Origin of the sequence: Flagellimonas flava, assembly GCF_900129665.1 — a bacterium.
Classification (GTDB): Bacteria; Bacteroidota; Bacteroidia; order Flavobacteriales; family Flavobacteriaceae; genus Flagellimonas; species Flagellimonas flava.
This window is the reverse complement of sequence record NZ_FQWL01000001.1, coordinates 363600-379167: the sequence shown is the minus strand read 5'-3', so window position 1 is coordinate 379167 and position 15568 is coordinate 363600. Positions and strand designations below refer to the sequence as shown.

At 43.3% G+C, this 15568-nt stretch carries 8 protein-coding genes; all 8 read left to right on the top strand.

The window, feature by feature from the left end; genetic code table 11:
* Nucleotides 1-328: 328 nt before the first annotated feature.
* The 8 genes from BUC10_RS01680 (at nt 329) to bglX (ending at nt 15558) form a co-directional block, all read left to right on the top strand.
* Entirely contained in the window at nt 329-811 is a 483-nt protein-coding gene (locus BUC10_RS01680; protein ID WP_073176170.1) for an OsmC family protein, read from the top strand.
* Nucleotides 812-1059: 248 nt separating this feature from the next.
* Nucleotides 1060-3786 (top strand): helix-turn-helix and ligand-binding sensor domain-containing protein, encoded by a 2727-nt coding sequence (locus BUC10_RS01675; RefSeq protein ID WP_073177063.1) that lies wholly within the window; start codon nt 1060-1062, stop codon nt 3784-3786.
* A gap of 234 nt (nt 3787-4020) precedes the next feature.
* The gene (locus BUC10_RS01670) at nt 4021-7080 is read left to right on the top strand and encodes a SusC/RagA family TonB-linked outer membrane protein (RefSeq protein ID WP_073176169.1); all 3060 of its coding nucleotides are present in this window, start codon (nt 4021-4023) and stop codon (nt 7078-7080) included.
* 40 nt (nt 7081-7120) lie between these two features.
* Complete coding sequence (locus BUC10_RS01665; RefSeq protein WP_245812748.1) at nt 7121-8641, top strand: RagB/SusD family nutrient uptake outer membrane protein; 1521 nt, start codon at nt 7121-7123, stop codon at nt 8639-8641.
* A gap of 8 nt (nt 8642-8649) precedes the next feature.
* Complete coding sequence (locus BUC10_RS01660) at nt 8650-10443, top strand: LamG-like jellyroll fold domain-containing protein (protein ID WP_116465732.1); 1794 nt, start codon at nt 8650-8652, stop codon at nt 10441-10443.
* Between the two features lie 35 nt (nt 10444-10478).
* A complete protein-coding gene (locus BUC10_RS01655; RefSeq protein ID WP_073176166.1) occupies nt 10479-11855 on the top strand; it encodes a glucoamylase family protein in 1377 nt (458 codons plus the stop codon).
* Nucleotides 11848-13230 carry a glucoamylase family protein gene (locus tag BUC10_RS01650; protein WP_073177062.1) on the top strand — a complete coding sequence of 461 codons (1383 nt, stop codon included), beginning with the start codon at nt 11848-11850 and terminating at the stop codon, nt 13228-13230. The genes BUC10_RS01655 and BUC10_RS01650 overlap by 8 nt, the downstream gene beginning before the upstream one ends.
* Before the next feature lie 48 nt (nt 13231-13278).
* Nucleotides 13279-15558, top strand: a complete 2280-nt coding sequence (gene bglX, locus BUC10_RS01645; RefSeq protein WP_073176165.1) for a beta-glucosidase BglX — start codon at nt 13279-13281, stop codon at nt 15556-15558.
* Nucleotides 15559-15568: the final 10 nt, after the last annotated feature.

The following is a 15568-nucleotide window of genomic DNA, read 5'->3' as shown; positions in this document are numbered from 1 at the left end:
AACCGCAGGCCAAGGGGCTCAACCTCAACACCCCTCAGCACAACGGATACCTCTTTTGAATTGGGTCAGGTAAGGAACGCTAAAAGTGTTCTCTAAATACTTTTCACCAAATTCTTCGGAGGTTTTATCTTCAGATGTTTTAGGAACGTCATTATTTCTGCAACAAACATACGGTCATGGGGTTTGAAAATACCCTTCCAATGGACGGATGACCCTTTTGCATCCATGGATGCCCCATTTGGATCAACGATTGCACAAATGATCGCAGTATATTTATCATCATTAAATCAGAAAAAATCTCCAAAATAATATCTCAAAGTTCCAGATTATGAAAGAGCACACCTATACGATACATTTAAAATGGATAGGAAGTCAAGAAGTTGGCACCAAGAATTATCACTCCTACAACAGAGATTTTGAGATAACCGCTGAAGGAAAACAACATAGCATAGCAGGTTCATCTGACCCCAGTTTTCGGGGAGATGGTACTCGATACAATCCAGAGGATGTATTTGTTTCATCGTTGGCATCCTGCCATATGCTCTGGTTTCTGCATCTGTGCTCGACCCATAATATTGTTGTGTTGGAGTATACGGATAATGCAATGGGCACCATGACGGAGTCTAAAGATGGAAGTGGAAGGTTTAAGGAAGTTACCCTATATCCTGAAATTGTGATAGATCAAGCTGTCGATGATAACCTAATTCATGAGTTGCATAAAAGAGCCAATAAGATGTGTTTTATTGCTAACTCGTGTAATTTTCCCATTTATCACAGGCCAAAAACTTCGACCAAACAGAACATTCAGTGAACTCCCAGTATTTTGTCCTCTAACCCGGGCATATTTTTCAAAAAGAAAACAAGCCAATACATAAAACGCAAAATGACCTACTTTTATACGAAATCCTCTTGATGGGATCATAGATTTACAAAGTGACTATCCTAAAAAAATATATTACAATTTTCACAAATCGAGAATTCAGGAAGGATTGTAAAGTATCCTTGATAAACCAATTCACTTCCGAAAATGGCTTGGCACTGCAGCTAATATCCTTTCTGATGTTGCTCTTCTGTTTTGAAACGGGGATTGCTCAAAACCTTCTACCTTCTGTTTACAACTATAAACTATCCGAGTATCAAGGAGCTAGCAAGAATTGGGGATTGGACGTTAATTCCCGAGGTGAACTTTTTGCTGCAAATAACAAAGGATTGCTTCACTATGACGGTGAGAAATGGACTCTGAACAAATTACCTAACAATACCATAATTCGATCTGTCGAGATTGTAGGGGAAAGAGTTTTCACAGGGTCCTATGAGGAATTCGGATATTGGACCAAAGACGATTTAGGGATACTGAAATATACCTCCTTGACCCATCTTATTGAAGATCATGAGTTCACCAGTGAGGAATTCTGGGAAATAATTGCATTTGGAGAACAGGTCATTTTTAGGTCTTTTTCCACCATCTACATTTATCAGAATAATAAAATTAAGGTCATCGACCTACCGCAGATTATTTCTGATTTGGTCATTCACAATTCCAGCATAATTGTGGCCGCGGGAACCGAGGGGCTTTTCGAGTTAAAAAATGATAAGCTTTCGCCTTTAATGCATCAAGATGCATTATTGGATAAAAACCTTACCGATATGGTTTCTCTAGGAAACCAATTGTTGATTGGTACAAAACTCGATGGTTGTTATCTGATGAACGATCAAGGCCTAATGGTTTGGGACACTCAATTAAACCAAGAATTAAAACGGCATCAGCTTAATAAAATTTTAAAGTTTAGCGACAGTCAGCTTGCCTTTGGCACCATTAAGAATGGTGTTTATCTGTGGGATACCACCACCGAAACTTCCAAACTACTTAATCGTGAAGCTGGGCTTCTGAATAATACGGTATTGTCCATGCTCCAGTTCCAAGATCAGCTGTGGATGGGGTTGGACAATGGTTTGGCCCGCGCAAAACTGAACAATCCCATTACCTACTTTACAGACTTCTCAGGGTCACTGGGAATGGTATATGACATTGCCCTTTTCAACAATCGTCTTTATTTGGGAAGTAATACGGGGGTATTTTATTTTGAAAACGACAAACTACGTTTTGTGGAGGGATCCCAAGGCCATGTTTGGGACCTTGAGCTTATAAACGGCGATTTGCTTTGTGGGCATAATACAGGCACCTATCGTATCGTAAATAACAAATTTGAGAAAGTATCCGATTTTTCCGGAGGTTATGCTTTTGCCAGGATTCCCCAACAGCAATCTACCCATGTGCAAGGCACCTATAACGGTTTGGTTCGATATAATATGGATGCCCAAGGAAATTGGGAGGTGGTTAAAATAGGTAACTTCGATGATCCCATAAAGCACCTATGTTTTGAAACACCTTATGTGCTTTGGGCTGCACACCCATATAAGGGGTTTTATAGAATTCAATTGGATGATTCCCATGAAAATGTGATATCGATTACCCAATATGAAGATCAGCAAGAACCCAGCGCTTACAATGTAAAGCTTTATAATATCAAGAACCAGATTGTCATTCGGGGCGAGAACTCCTGGTATAAATACGATCCTATTTTGGACCGTATTGTAGCTTTTGAAGAATTTAAAAAATTCAATGATCATGAACTTCTTTCTTTTAACAGGGAACATTTCTGGTTTGTTAATAGGGAGGGCAAAAAGGAAGTTATCCACACAGACCTTAAAAAAGATAGCCTCACCATTTCGGATTTTTCGTTGAATGAAAGACTGGCACCCGACTCCCAGAATATCATAAAAATCAATGATTCTGTTTCCTACATTACCTTAACCGATGGATTTGCAATGGTAAACACCAATATTCTTGATGGTTGGTTAGAAAACATGAAGCTTCCGATACCGCATATTCAATTACTTCAAGATGAGGGGGCTTCCCATCCTGGTTCTGGGCAGAATATAGAAATACCTTACAAGGACTCTCAAGTCATAGCGCTTGAAATATCAGCCTCGGAGTTGATGCAACCCCGCTATCGGTATGAACTTTTAGGCCCTACTAGGTATTCCGAGATAATTGAGGAAGGTTTCGTTCAGTTCCAAAATCTTCCCCATGGAGACTATACCTTTAAAGTATACACTGTGGGCCAAGATAATCAAACCTCCCTGCCTAGAAGCCTTGACTTTCAGATCGCACCACCTTGGTACCTATCCAAACTAAGCCTTTTACTTTATTCGCTTTTGGGTATTGGGATTGTTTTTATGATACGTTTTTACAACAAACGCAAATTCGACAGAAAACAACTGCAATTGGAAGCAACGTTAAAAAAAGAACAAGAGGAACAATTGGCTGTGCTTGAAAAGGAAAAATTGGCAAGAGAGATAAAACTGAAACAAAACGAATTGGCCAGCACCACCTTAAATATCGCAAAAAAGAACGAGATGATTTTGGAGTTCAAGAATATGCTGGTGCTTAATAAGGACAAATTTTCCAACTCCCAACGGTACCGCTCCTTTCTGAAAAAACTTAACAATTCGATTAAGGATAATGATGATTGGAAACGATTCGAAGTTAATTTTAAGGAACTTCACGAAGACTTCTTTGAGCGATTGCTAAAGGCCTACCCCAATCTCACTCCAAAAGACCTCAAGTTGTGCGCTTATCTCAAAATGAATTTATCCACCAAAGAAATTGCCCCATTAATGGCCATATCAGTTCGCGGCGTAGAAATACATCGATACAGATTACGTAAAAAACTGGAAATTGACAGCTCAAAAAGTTTATCAAACTTTTTAATAACCTTCTAAGAAGCTAAATTCCAGAACTTTTCTTACAAATTTACCCTAAAGTCCAATACATCATTACTACATCAAATTTGAATTATTCTTTCTCATTTGACAGCTAGGACTACTGCAATACCCATTAAAATGGACATCTTCAGCCTTTTAAAAAGTGATGTATTTTTTATGTAGCCCGCATATCCCGGTAAAACACCCCTCATTGTTAATTTAGCAAAAACACAACTCAACTTTTAAACGATTATGAAAATTAGAAACGTATTTTTAACAATATTGCTTTTATCGCTCCAAATGGTTGCGTATAGTCAAAGTGATATTACAGTTTCAGGAACTGTTACAGATGCTACTGGCCAACCGTTGCCCGGGGCATCGGTAATTGAAAAAGGTACTACAAATGGTGTGCAAACCGATTTTGACGGGAACTACACCTTAGCCAACGTTGATTCCGAAGGTATTTTGGTCATCAGTTACATCGGCTACCTGGCGATGGAAATACCTGTAGACTCAAGGGCTGTTATCAATATCAGTCTTCAAGAAGACACGCAACTCCTGGACGAGGTGGTTGTTGTAGGTTATGGTACCCAGAAAAAAGCTGATTTAACAGGATCCATTGCAACTGTAAAATCTGAGGACATTGTCCGCACACCTTCTGGCGCTGCCATGCAATCCCTTCAAGGTAAGGTTGCCGGTCTGCAAGTGGTTAGTAGCGGTGCTCCGGGTACAGGTCCGACAATCAGGGTCAGGGGTTTGGGCTCTTTTGTTAATGGTGCTTCGGACCCACTTTACGTGGTAGATGGAGTTTTCTTTGATGATATTGACTTCTTGAATCCCGAAGATATAGAGAGCATTTCACTTTTAAAGGATGCTTCCGCAACTTCTATTTATGGGGTAAGGGCCGCCAATGGGGTGGTTCTCATTCAAACTAAATCCGGTAAGGCAAACCAGAAACCACAAATCACCTATAATGGATACCAATCCGTTCAAATAGCCCAGAATTTGGTGACACTTTCCAATACGGAACAGTTTGCCACCTTGGCTAGGGAGTCTGGTTCGGATGCCGAGGCTCAGTTTATTGAAAACGCTATTCAGCGCTACGGAAGAAGCCGTATAAACCCTGATGTGCCAGCGGTGAACACAGATTGGTACGACCTGATTCTTCGTCATGCACTTCAGCAAAATCACAGTTTTGGCGTCTCTGGGGGAACCGAGGATATTACCTATTCCGTAGGATTAAACTATTTTGAACAGGAGGGTATTCTTAAAATGAAGAATGATTTTGAACGATTCAATATAAGAGGCAAACTGAATTTTGATGTAAGTGATCGACTCAATATTGGTCTGTCAACTCTTTTCAGTAATTCTACAAGATACCGGCCGGAAGAAACTGCATTTGCACTGGCTTATTTTGCGGTACCCGTTATGCCCGTTCTAGATCCTTCCAAAACGGACGCATTTCCCAGACCGTATGCCAATGCGCAGGATTTGGGATACAGGGCCACTCAAAACCCTTTCCCTATAATGGAAAACACCGAGAACAGAAACAAAGGAAGAAATTCCTTGATAACCCTTGATCTTAGCTACCAACTTGTACCTGACAAGCTCACCTTTAAAACGGCTTATTATCACAACTTTGAAACCCTTGAAGTTAGAGAAGTACGACTTCCATTTTTCTTCGGTAACGGAAACGCATTTAGAGAAAATGCCACTTTGATAAAAAGAAATGAAACACTGTCCGAACAGACCTGGGACAACACTTTGACCTATACGGACAGTTTTGACAAGCACAATCTAACCCTTTTGGGAGGTACAGCATTTAGGGATCGCTCTTTTGAACAATTGGAGGTCACGGGCTTGAATTTCCCCAACGGCCCAGGTATAGGAGAAGAATCATACTTTATTGATTTATCGGATACCATAGATGTCAGTGAAGGTGGCGATGGGGATAGGGCCACCGGAGACGATGGATCTAGGGAATACTTCTTCTCCTACTTTGGAAGGGTGGCATATAATTTTGACGACAAGTACCTTCTTTATGGAACGTTTAGAGCGGACGGCACCAACAAGTATCAGGAAAAATGGGGGTACTTTCCTGCCATAGGTGCAGGTTGGGTCGTTTCTGAGGAGTCCTTTTTTCCTGAAAGTAAGGTTTTCAATTATTTAAAATTGCGGGCAACTTGGGGAGAGTCAGGTAACGCCAACGTAGACTCAAGTTCTGGTGGAATTACCTCGGAGGAGGTCACCGCAGCTTTTGGGGATACCCAGTTTTCAGGTTTGGTAACAAGTAGTGACTTTGAGGCCCTAAAATGGGAAGTGACGGAAAGCACAAACTTTGGTGTCTCCGCCAGATTGTTCGACAATCAACTGTCTTTGGAAGCTGATTATTTTCAAAGAGACACCCGAGACGCAGTAATTCCGGTTTCCAGACTTCTGGTACCAGGAACTACAAGACAAAATGTTGGGGAAATAAGAAACACAGGGTTTGAAATTGTACTGAACTGGAACAAACAGGTTTCTGACGATTTTAGTTATACCATAGGAGCAAACTTTGCAACCTTGGACAACGAGGTACTCGATTTGGCAGGTCAGGAGAATTTGACCAGTGGAGGTGATCTTGCCCAAAGAACTGTTGTCGGGGGAACCATAAATCCGTTTTTCGGACTTGAAGTCGCTGGAGTATATCAGACACCAGAAGAAATACAAAATGACCCTGCCGCGCAAACGGCAATAGCAAATGGATTAACGGTTGAACCGGGTGATTTCAGGTTTGTGGACCACAATGGGGACATGATGATAGACGCACAAGATCGGGTCGATTTAGGTTCGTATATCCCGACCTATACTTTTGGGTTCAATCTAGGGCTGAACTATAAAGCATGGGATTTTTATTTGAATGTCATTGGTCAGGGCGGAAATGTCATCGCCAACCAAAGACGCTTTGCAATCAGACAGACACCTGATCCCAATATTGATAGGGACTTTGCCATCAACCGATGGAATGGCGCGGGTACTTCAAATTCTTATCCTTCGGCAAGAGGTATAAGAAATCCTTGGAGCAATCAGTTTTTGAGCAGCTTTTTTGTTGAGGACGGGGATTTTATTCGATTGCAAAATGTCACCCTTGGGTATACCCTGCCAAAATTTGGTGGTGATTTCGATCCCAAGATTAGATTTTATCTAACTGCTGAGCGTCCTCTTACACTATTTGACTATAACGGTTTCACACCAGAGGTTCCAAATGGCAGGGACAACCAAACCTATCCCATACCGGGAGTATACACATTTGGCGTAAATATTACAATTTAAAACAACAGCTATGATATATATGGAAACAAAAAAACTTTGTATGCTTCTTGCCTTTTTGGGCGTCTTAATTACGAGCTGCAGCAGTGAACTAGATCAACCAGAACTCAACAATAACTTTGCAGGAGGCACCGACTTTTCAAAAACCGACGACATGATTTTTTCACTAATCGGTGTATACCAGTCGGTTACCTCCAGGGGCTGGGAACAGCCGTTAGTGGTTTCCACTCGGGGAGACGATGTAAATGCGGCCGGGGACCAACAGGGACTTATCAACCAAGACCGGTATGTCTATGACAATTCATTTTTTGGATCACGAACCTTTTGGGAAACCTACTATGGTGACATTATCACCGCCCATACCGGAATGGAGCAGATTGAAAGGTACCAAGAGTTTGCAGACGAGGATGGGGTAGCCTTAGGCAACCAATATATTGCAGAAATGAAGGTGTTAAGGGCCGTATTGCTTTTTCATCTATCACAGGTCTATGGCGCAGTATTTATTCCGACCTCTTCAGACCTTAATGAATTTGCAAATGTAACCTCCGTACCTACCAAGGATGAAGTTATGCAGCATATATCGGATCAGATGGACGAAGCACTGCCATTTTTGCCTGATATGCGGCCCAATGAACGTACCGATTTACCTGGTGGGGTAACACGTTATACCGCTTTGATGATCAAGGCCGTGGCAAATCAAGAGCTCAAAAATTATCAGGCTGTGGCAGATGCAGCCGGCCAAATTATTACCTCTGGAAAATTCAGCCTATTCAACGATTACTATGAATTGTTCAAAACACCGGGAAAACTCAGCGATGAAAGCCTGTTTGAATTTCAATATTCAGATTTTGGCCAAGGTGAGGGAGATCGCGTTGGTCACCTTTACAATCCCTACGGACCAAATAGTTGGGACCCCTCCATAGCAGGTTCGGGCAGTGGTTGGGGCTTTTTTGAACCCACCATTAAATTTGTTGAATTCATGTTGGACCGTGAAGAGAACGTACGTTTGGAGACCTCGGTATTCTTCTCCCAAAGAGGTATAGATAGTCTAATCGCCTCAACACCCTATACCGAAGCCACTTTACCAGCCTTCGTTTCGCCTACCACCAGGGATGGGGATACCAACACCGCTGATGTACGATCTATATTTTCAAGTGGCAAACACTATTTGCCAACCAATCAACTGATTCCCGGTCGTACGGGATACGGCAGCAATAAGCATTACATCGTTTTTCGCTATGCCGAAACTCTTTTGGTTTATGCAGAAGCACTCTTGCAAGGGGCTTCACAAACTGCCATATCAGCAGATGATGCAGTAAACATAGTTCGATCTAGAGCCGGACAAGACCCATTGAGCGGGGTTAACCTAGATCAACTTGTGGATGAAAAGTACGCTGAACTCTCCATGGAGTGGGGTAAACGTTTTTTCGACATGGTTCGGTTGGAACGGTATGACGAACTAAGTTTTGGTGGTAGAACTTTTACACCCGATAGGACCTTTGTTACCTATCACCAAGATCAAATAGACGAATTTCCAATATTGGGCGATATCGTAAACAATTAAAAATTGTAATGATGAGAACTACGAAAATTTTAGCACAAAGTTTGTTGGCCATACTATTGTTTTATAGCTGTGACCAAGGTATAGATGGACTCACCCAAGTGGATCCCGGAGCGGATGCTTCCGCCCCACAGGTGACAATTAATTATCCCCTGGAGGGAACTACCATAAAAGTATTGGAAGCTGTCACCTCCATCACGGTTGATTTTGAAGTAACCGATGACATTGAAGTTGCCAGCATTCAGGCCTCAATAGATGGCAATCAAATTGCAGCAATGAGCGATTTTTTAGATTACCGCCGAGTCTTGGTCGATAATGTAACCTATGACAATTTAGCTGATGGTAATCATACTTTTAACGTTAGCGCCACGGATTTGGATGGTAAAAACACATCGGTCACGGTCAATTTTGTAAAGGAACCGGCATATGTTCCCTTATACGCCGGAGAAGTCCTTTACATGCCTTTTGATGGGGATTATTTTGATTTGGTAGGACTAAGACCTGCAAACCAAGTGGGTTCCCCAGGATTTAATGGGGAAGGTTTCGTCGGACTCGACTCCTATGCCGGGGCATCAAACTCGCATTTGGAGCTTGCCTCGGAAGGTATGCTTTCAGATGAATTCAGCGCAGTGTTTTGGTACAAAGTAAATGCAGATCCAGACCGTGCGGGTGTTTTGGTCATCGGACCACCGGATACTGAAAATGCTGGCTTCCCGGAAACCCAAAACCTAAGAACGAATGGTTTCCGCTTCTTTAGGGAAAACGCGGGAGGTGAACAGCGATTCAAGCTCAATGTTGGCACAGGAGCCGGTGAAGCATGGTTTGACGGGGGAGATGCAGCAGACCTACCTGCAGATGCCGGTTGGAGTCATATGGCCTTTACCATTTCCCAAAGTAGGGCCACAGTGTACATCAATGGAGAAATTGTGAGTCAAGGAGATTTTGCCGGAGTGGATTGGACCAATTGTGACTTAGTTTCCATTATGTCAGGAGCTCCAAGGTTTACAGGGTGGGGCCACTTATCCGATTTAAGCAATATGGATGAGCTCCGGATGTTCAATAGGGAGCTTTCGCAAAACGAAATTCAAAGCATTATGGCCACCGAGGCCGGAGGTTTTGTGGGCTCTTTTGAAGGTGAAATGTTCTATATGCCCTTTGATGGAGACCTCACAGAAAAATTCTTGGATATCGATGCTTCCACTGTGGGCACTACAGGCTTTGCAGGGGAGAGTGTTGCGGGCAGTGATGCCTACGCCGGTGCTGCAGATTCGTACTTGACTTTCCCTACCAACGGCTTGACAACAGAAGAATTTAGTGCAACCATGTGGTACAAAATAAACGCAGACCCAGATAGAGCAGGAATTCTGGTAATGGGCCCTCCAGATATGGAACGTGCCGAATATCCAGATATCCAAAACCTAAGGACAAATGGCTTCCGTTTCTTCAGGGAAGCGGGTGGTGATGGACAAATCTTCAAATTAAACGTGGGCCGTGGTGACGGAGACTCTTGGTTTGATGGTGGGGCCACCGCTTCCATTCCGTCAGATACTGCGGATTGGGTTCATTTGGCATTTACCATTTCAAATTCGGAATGTGTGGTATATATAGATGGCGAGGTGGTTGCTCAAGGTGATTTTACCGGAGTGGATTGGACGGGCTGCGATATCCTGTCCATTGGTTCGGGAGCTCCCCGATTCAATCAATGGAACCACCTATCCGACCTGAGTTACTTGGATGAGTTAAGGCTTTTCAGCAAGGCCCTTTCACAATCCGAAGTACAGTCGGTAATGAATTTTGATCAATAAAAACGAACAGTAATATTTGAGTTAGTTAGTTTTCAATGAGGTTAGTTTTAATTTCAGCAGTTGTTCTGGCCATTGCATTCGGAGTAGCGGGATGCAATGGTCCCAGGGCATCCAAAAAAGAACCCATAGCCCAAAACGTTTCCAAAAACATCCATTCGGACGCAGAGCTGTTGGATATGGTTCAGCAACAGACCTTCAATTATTTTTGGGATGGTGCAGAACCCATTTCAGGCTTGGCCCGAGAACGCATTCATTTGGACAACATTTATCCCAACCACGATAAAGATATTGTTACCACAGGTGGATCTGGCTTTGGCCTTATGGCCATTCTGGTTGGAGTGGAACGTGGTTTTATTACCCGTGGCCAAGCGCTGGAGCGTTTTGAGAAAGTGGTTGGTTTTCTTGAAAAAGCGGACCGTTTTCATGGTGCATGGCCCCACTGGCTATTGCCCTCGGGTAAAACTGCCCCATTTAGCACCAAAGATGATGGTGGGGATTTAGTGGAAACCGCTTTTTTGATTCAGGGCCTGCTTACGGTAAAAGAATACTTCAAAGATGGGAATGAAAGAGAGGTAGAACTTTGTGCCAAAATTCAAAATCTTTGGGAAGGAGTTGAATGGGATTGGTATACCAAGGGAGGTGAAGATGTACTCTATTGGCATTGGAGCCCTAAATACCAATGGGAAATGAACTTCCCGGTAGGAGGCTATAATGAGGCATTGATCATGTACGTTTTGGCGGCAAGCTCTCCTACCCATCCGATTGGCGAAGAAGTTTATAAGAAAGGATGGGCCAAAAACGGTGAGATCTCCAAGGATACCCTGTATTACGGTCTTCGGACCGAATTAAACCACTACGAACATGATGATGCTCCTGTAGGTCCCCTATTCTGGGCCCACTACTCCTATCTAGGCATGAACCCTAAAGGGTTAAGCGATTCATATGGGGATTACTGGAAGTTGAACGTGAATCACGCTCGAATCCACTATAATCATGCCGTGGAGAACCCAAAAAACTTTAAGGGATATGGTAAAAATTGTTGGGGATTGACGTCAAGCTACTCTCCAAAAGGCTATGCTGGTCATAGACCAGATGAAGACCTTGGGGTTATTTCTCCTACGGCAGCTCTTTCCTCAATGCCTTATACCCCTGCAGAGAGTATGCAATTTCTCCGGTTTATGTACCAAGATCAGGATAGCCTAATTGGAAAATATGGTCCCTATGACGCTTTTAGCTTTCAAGATGATTGGTATCTCCCTAGATATTTGGCCATAGACCAAGGGCCCATCCCAGTAATGATCGAAAACTATCGCAGTGGGCTTCTTTGGAACTTATTCATGACCAACAAGGATGTGCAAAATGGATTGGACAAACTTGGTTTTACATACCCTGAAGCCTCCCAAAATGATTAAACACAACTGCTTTTTTCTACTCACTTTGATAATTGTTTCATGTGGGGGAAGCGATGAGTTTACCTATACCCCCATTGCGGTCCCCGATGATGAAGTTCCACCACCACCTGAACCTGTCATAAGTGATACCGAGTTGCTAGATCTTACCCAGCGCGAAACCTTCAAATACTTTTGGGATTTTGCCGAAAGTAATTCAGGTGGCGCAAGGGAAAGATATCATCCCAATGAGCCTAGCAGGGATGCCCAAGTGGTCACCTCTGGTGGAACCGGGTTTGGATTGATGTCCATTTTAGTAGGAATCGAAAGGGGATACATCTCAAGAGTTGAGGGAGAACAGCGTCTCACCCAACTTTTAGATTTTTTGCAAAACGCAGACCGATTTCATGGCGCATGGTCACATTGGATCAATGGTGCAACGGGAAATGTAATTCCATTTAGCCCTATGGACAATGGTGGGGATTTGGTGGAAACCGCTTTTTTGGTCCAGGGACTTATTTGCGTCAAAGAGTATTTCAAAAATGGCTCTGAAAGTGAAAAAACACTGGCACAACAGGCTGATGACCTGTGGAAAGGGGTAGAATGGGACTGGTTTACACAAAATCAAAATACCCTCTATTGGCATTGGAGCCCCAACTTTGGATTCGACATTAATTTACAGCTCAAAGGGTACAATGAGGTGCTGATAACCTATATATTGGCTGCAGCCTCTCCCGATTATGGCATTTCGAAAGAAGTTTATACATCAGGATGGACATCTGATGGGGATATTACCTCTTCCAATACCCAATATGGATTTCCTTTGTTGGTGAGACATCCGGGCGCACAACAATTTGGAGGACCACTATTTTGGGCTCACTACTCCTATCTCGGCTTAAATCCGAAGGGCTTGGCGGATGATTTTGTCAACTATTGGAATGTCAACCTGAACCATACCAATATCAATTATGCCTATTGCGTTGAAAACCCTAAAAACTTTGAGGATTACGGTGAGGAATGTTGGGGTCTTACGGCAAGTTATTCAAGAAACACTGACGGCGGAATTGGATACAATGCCCACCATCCTGCCAACGATATCGGAGTTATTTCACCGACAGCAGCGGTCGCTTCCATCCCATATACTCCAAACGAATCCCTTAGTGCTCTTCATTATTTCTATCGCCACAAGGACAAATTGCTGGGACCGGCCGGATTCTATGACGCTTTTAGTCCCGAGCATGATTTTTGGGTAGCAGAGGCTTATTTGGCCATTGATCAAGGTCCACAAATTATCATGATAGAAAACTATCGGTCGGGGCTTCTCTGGAACTTGTTCATGCAAAATGAAGATGTCCAAAGGGGGCTGGATTTGCTGGGCTTTCAATACACAAAACCATAATCAAACTGCATCCAATTGCTGAATTGGATAAAAAATCACATGGGCCTCATGAAAATAAATAAATGGTATTCACAACTTTTTTTGGCTGTATTCCTTGTTAGCAGCAGTTTATCAAGTCAGTCTATTTCAGCTATTCCTGAAGTAGAGGCACTGCTAGCCAAAATGACCCTTGAAGAAAAGATTGGGCAACTCAACCTTCTTACCCCTGGAGGTGGCGCTGCAACCGGGGCAGTAGTCAGTAAAAATGTGGAGGCCAAAATAAAGGCTGGTCAAGTAGGTGGACTTTTTGGCGTAGCAGGTCCAAAAAAAGTGAGGCAAGCCCAAGAAATGGCGGTCCACCATTCCCGTTTAAAAATCCCCTTGTTAATAGGTTCGGATGTAATCCATGGCTATAAAACCACCTACCCCCTACCTCTTGGACTATCCTGCAGTTGGGATATGGCTTTGATTCAGAAAGCAGCTCGAATGGCAGCCTCGGAAGCCACTGCGGATGGTATCATGTGGAACTTTTCTCCCATGGTCGATATTGCCAGAGATGCAAGATGGGGTCGAATCGCCGAAGGGGCTGGCGAAGATCCTTATTTAGGGTCCGCCATTGCCAAAGCCATGGTAACAGGCTATCAGGGCAAGGATCTAAAAGCCTCAAACACCATGCTCGCCTGCGTAAAACACTTTGCCTTGTACGGAGCTTCCGAAGCTGGCAGGGATTACCATTCCGTTGATATGAGCAAAATCAAAATGTTCAACCAATACCTTCCACCCTATAAAGCTGCAGTGGATGCGGGTGTGGCCAGTGTCATGACCTCTTTCAATGATGTTCACGGTGTTCCCGCCACAGGGAACAAATGGTTATTGAACACTTTGCTTCGCGAACGATGGGACTTTGAAGGTTTTGTGGTTTCCGATTACACTTCTCTCAATGAAATGATAGCCCACGGGCTGGGAGATTTACAAGCAGTTTCCAAATTGGCCTTAAAGGCCGGATTGGATATGGACATGGTAGGTGAAGGTTTTCTGACCACCTTATCCAAATCGGTTAAAGAAGGAAAGGTCTCGGAAGCTGAAGTTACCCAAGCCTGTAGGCGGGTACTCCATGCCAAATATCAGGCCGGCCTTTTTGAAGACCCTTTCAGATACTTGGATGCCGATCGACCAGAAAAAGAGATTTTAACGCCCAAAAACAGGGCCCTGGCTCGAAAACTGGCAACACGTTCCTTTGTTTTATTAAAAAATCATGCGAACATTTTACCCATAAAGAAAACCACTAAAATTGCTTTGTTAGGTCCCTTGGCCGACAGTAGAAACAATATGCTGGGTACCTGGGCACCAACCGGTAATCCTGAGTTCGCGGTAACGGTCCTTGAAGGGTTCAAAAATGTTGCCCCACAAGCTACGCTTCTTTATGCCAAAGGCGCTAATATTTCTGATGATACCGACTTTGCGAAAAAGGTGAATGTATTCGGACCTAGAATTCAAATAGAAAAACGTTCTTCTGATGCTCTATTACAAGAGGCACTTGAAGTTGCGGAAAAAGCTGATGTTATTGTTGCTGTTATTGGAGAAGCCACCGAAATGAGTGGGGAGGCCGCAAGCAGAACCGATATTTCAATCCCGGAAAGCCAAAAAAAGCTCATCAGAGCCCTTGTGGCCACCAGCAAACCAGTTGCCCTGGTGCTTATGAGCGGTAGACCCCTTACCATTCCAGAGGAGTTCGACCTTCCCGTTGCCATACTACAAGTTTGGCATCCTGGAGTAGAAGCCGGTAACGCCATAGCAGATGTGGTTTTTGGGGATTACAATCCGGCTGGAAAATTGACAGCTACCTGGCCCCGAAATGTAGGTCAGATTCCCATTTATCACAGTATAAAGAACACGGGCAGACCTGCACCCGAGGGAAACTTTGAAAAATTCAAGTCCAACTATTTGGATGTCCCCAATACTCCCCTTCTGCCATTTGGCTATGGATTGAGCTATACCACTTTTGAGTATTCCGACCTAATCTTGGAAAAGAACGAGATTGGTCATGGAGAGCGTTTGGAACTAACTGTAAAATTGACCAATACAGGTAACTTTGATGGAGAAGAAATCGTTCAGCTGTATCTGCGCGATGTGGTCCGGAGCATTACTCCCCCAAAAAGAGAGCTAAAAGGATTCCAAAAAGTCTTTCTAAAGAAAGGGGAACAAAAAAAAGTAGTGCTAACGCTTAAACCAGAAGATTTAAAGTTCTACAATGGAGATCTGAACTTTGTCTCCGAACCAGGTGAATTTGAAGTTTTTGTAGGTACCAATTCGGACTGTAGCCTAAAAAAAACCTTCACTTTAAAATAAAGTAATCATT